This window comes from Acinetobacter sp. UBA5934 (assembly GCF_002430855.1).
In the GTDB taxonomy this organism is placed as follows: domain Bacteria; phylum Pseudomonadota; class Gammaproteobacteria; order Pseudomonadales; family Moraxellaceae; genus Acinetobacter.
The window spans coordinates 1-3,080 of the sequence record NZ_DJDC01000035.1 but is presented as its reverse complement, the minus strand read 5'-3'; the positions used below and the strand labels follow the sequence as shown (position 1 = coordinate 3,080).

General features: G+C 38.3%; 3 protein-coding genes and 1 pseudogene. 3 read left to right on the top strand and 1 reads right to left on the bottom strand.

All coding sequences use genetic code 11. The annotated features are described in order from the left end of the window. Both B2Y23_RS02585 and B2Y23_RS02580 read left to right on the top strand, forming a co-directional pair. A pseudogene (locus tag B2Y23_RS02585) lies at positions 1 to 318 on the top strand (tRNA 2-thiocytidine(32) synthetase TtcA); the annotation flags it as partial. A 214-nt stretch (positions 319 to 532) separates the two neighbouring features. Next, on the top strand, positions 533 to 916 hold the full coding sequence (locus B2Y23_RS02580; protein ID WP_291354793.1) for an SCP2 sterol-binding domain-containing protein: 384 nt from the start codon (positions 533 to 535) through the stop codon (positions 914 to 916). Positions 917 to 1,003: 87 nt separating this feature from the next. On the opposite strand, the gene B2Y23_RS02575 is transcribed toward B2Y23_RS02580, so the two are convergent. Further along, positions 1,004 to 2,113 carry a transglycosylase SLT domain-containing protein gene (locus B2Y23_RS02575; protein WP_291368838.1) on the bottom strand — a complete coding sequence of 370 codons (1,110 nt, stop codon included), beginning with the start codon at positions 2,111 to 2,113 and terminating at the stop codon, positions 1,004 to 1,006. A 363-nt stretch (positions 2,114 to 2,476) separates the two neighbouring features. On the opposite strand from B2Y23_RS02575, the gene greB reads away from it, so the two are divergent. Beyond that, positions 2,477 to 2,971, top strand: coding sequence for a transcription elongation factor GreB (greB, locus tag B2Y23_RS02570; RefSeq protein ID WP_291354791.1), 495 nt, complete (start codon positions 2,477 to 2,479; stop codon positions 2,969 to 2,971). Positions 2,972 to 3,080: the final 109 nt, after the last annotated feature.

Below are 3,080 nucleotides of genomic sequence, written 5' to 3'. Positions count from 1 at the left end.
AAAGACATCATCAAATATGCAGAAATGCGTCAGTTCCCGATTATTCCATGTAATTTGTGTGGTTCACAGGAAAATCTACAGCGCGCGATGATTAACAATATGCTGCGTGAATGGGATGCTCAATATCCGAAACGTTTACACAGTATTTTTGGTGCCATGCAAAATGTATCCCCTTCGCAACTGGCGGACCGCGAATTGTTTGACTTTGAAGCTTTAGATGCACAACGTGAAATTGATTTTACCGGCAGTTGCTCAACTGAAGAAGAAGGGCAAAATAAACGGATCAATATGGTCAATTTAGGTTTTGCTGCAGAATAAGAGTATTTTCAGACACCAATTTTAGGATTGGTGTCTATTTTATATATCTGATTTATTTATAAATGTATTAAAAACATAAAAATTGAACGCATCGTACAAAAAACGTTAAGCAGAAAACAATTTTACATGCTATAACAATCTTCAAGCAAAATAGCTTACCAAAGATGTTGTCTGGATAGGCGACACAAATGAACAAATAAATTGAGGAAAGATCATGCCTGCCTTTTTAACTGATGATTGGTTTTCAACTGTAGAAACATTAACTACGCAAGCTGGTGATTTAAACTTGCCGCCGGCACTGGCAAATTTAGCAATCAACTTGGTGGTGTCTGATACACAAGGTAATACTGAACTGTCTTTGGATGGTGGTGCAATTAAAAAAGGTCTATCTTCAAATGCCAAAACTACTTTGAACATGGATGGTGAAACTCTTCGTAAAGTGTTCCTGGAATTTGACATGGCTGCAGCAATGCAAGCATTTATGACCGGTAAAATCAAGGTTCAAGGCGATATGTCACAATTAATGGCTTTACAAACAGCGAAGCCAAGCCAAGAACAAAAAGATTTATTCAAGAAAGTACTTGAGCAAACAACTTAAGCTATTTTGCTAAAAAATCATTGCTTGAGTCATTTTAAGCATAAAAAAAGCTTACCCTGAGGTAAGCTTTTTTATGCCTGTAAGATATTAAATATTCACTAGCTCTGAAGTTTTAATATGTTCTAAATAAGCACGGATACGGGTGACATACTGCACCGCCTGACGGTAACGACCATTGCTGGCCTTGTTACGATCTAAGTAACTATATAGATTGACCCAGTTATTCGGGTTTTTACCTTGGGCCTGAATACGCTTTTGAATCTGATTCACTGCGCCCGGTCCCATATTATAGGCAACCAGCGCGTACCAGTTACGGTCAGGTAAAGGCACATCTGAATAGCGACTTAACATCTGGTCATAATATTTCGCACCACCTTCAATACTTTGAGCTGGGTCAGTTCGGTTACTGACTCCCATGGCTCTTGCAGTACTGTTGGTCAGCATCATTAATCCACGCACACCGGTAGGTGAAACAGAATTCGGTTTTAAATACGATTCCTGATAACCAATCGCTGCCAATAAATGCCAATCTAAATCATATTTTGCTGCAGTATTTTTAAAGCTGGCTTTATAAATCGGCATACGTTGATTTAAATCACGCTGAATACTATCCCATGAGTGTTCTTGCACCACATTCTGATTATAGAAGGATGCCAACTGGCGAATTGCACCCGACTGTTTACCTTTACAGACAAAACCGCTGGCAGTTTGGGTAAGCGGATCATCTGCATGTCTAAATACCCAATTCAGTTTGGTATTTAAGCCATTTTGTTGCAAGCTGCTGATATCACCACAGGTAGCTGAAAAAGAAGTCAAACGTTTTTGTTCAATTTCACTGATATTGGCAGTCGTCATGGCAAAGTTGGCTTTACCCTGTGAAACCCATTTCAGTGCTGTAGCATTATCTGGCACCGTTTTAAACACCAGTTTAACATTTAAGCTGTTGGCATAGTTACGCGCCAGGTCATAACCAAAACCATGTTGGTGCGAACCATCTTTAAAAACTGTGGTTGAATTTTCCACTGAAACCACGGTGAGCTGTTTGCCGCTGACCACAGAATCATATTGGAACGACTTACTTGCATTGATACTATGAAAAGGAAATAACAGGGCGCTAAATGCAAGAATTTTTAACGAGAGAGAAGAAGTTAATGAGTTAAGGCAAAGCCTCGCCCCAGAAGTTGAACTACTGTGCATGTTGTCTCCGCTACAAGTAATTTATGCCCTAAAAAGTAAAGGCGCACAGCCTCAGACTTTTTCAAGTTTGATAAATTCAATAAGGGTTGGGCAGTCATGACGTCATTCAAAATGACATAAGATTAAAAGGAGAATCATGTAGAATCTCTACATAGATTAAAAATTAAACAATCTAAAAACATGCGCGCATAATAAGGCTGAAAAATATACTTGTCAAATTTTGTACGAAAGTTTTTAAAAATTTGTAACATAACAAACTAATTTTATTAGGGAATTAATTTTATAAACTTTAGTTGTGTGTAAATAGGGGATAGAATAGACCATTCTTGTAAGCAAAATGTAAGCATAACTTCAAAAACTATCATGAAATCTAACTTAATTACACGTGCTGGACATGACAAATTAGCCGCAGAATTACAACACTTGTGGCATGAAGAACGACCAGAAATTACTAAAAAAGTGAACTGGGCAGCCAGTCTCGGCGATCGTTCGGAAAACGCTGATTACCAGTACAACAAGCAAATTTTACGTAAGATTGATCGCCGTGTCCGTTACTTAGGTAAGCGTCTGGAAGAGCTGCGCATCATTGATTTTTCTCCTGAACAAGAAGGTAAAGTATATTTTGGTGCCTGGGTTGAAATTGAAAATGAGGAAGGGGAGCAAAAAACCTTGCGCATAGTCGGTGTAGATGAAATTTATGATCATCATCCACAGCATATTTCCATTGATTCACCGATGGCACGAGCTTTACTGGGAAAGCAGGTGGATGATGAAGTGAAAGTAATGACTCCCTCTGGTGAAAAACTATGGTATGTGAATGTAATTCGTTACGAAAAGCCTGAAAATTCAGCAAATTAACTGGTTTTGTTTTTATTTTAAGCGATTGATAAGAAAAACATGGAAAAGTATTTGCCAAGTTAGGATTTTATTTATATCATAGCCGCCATTGGAAGCGTGGCAGAGCGGT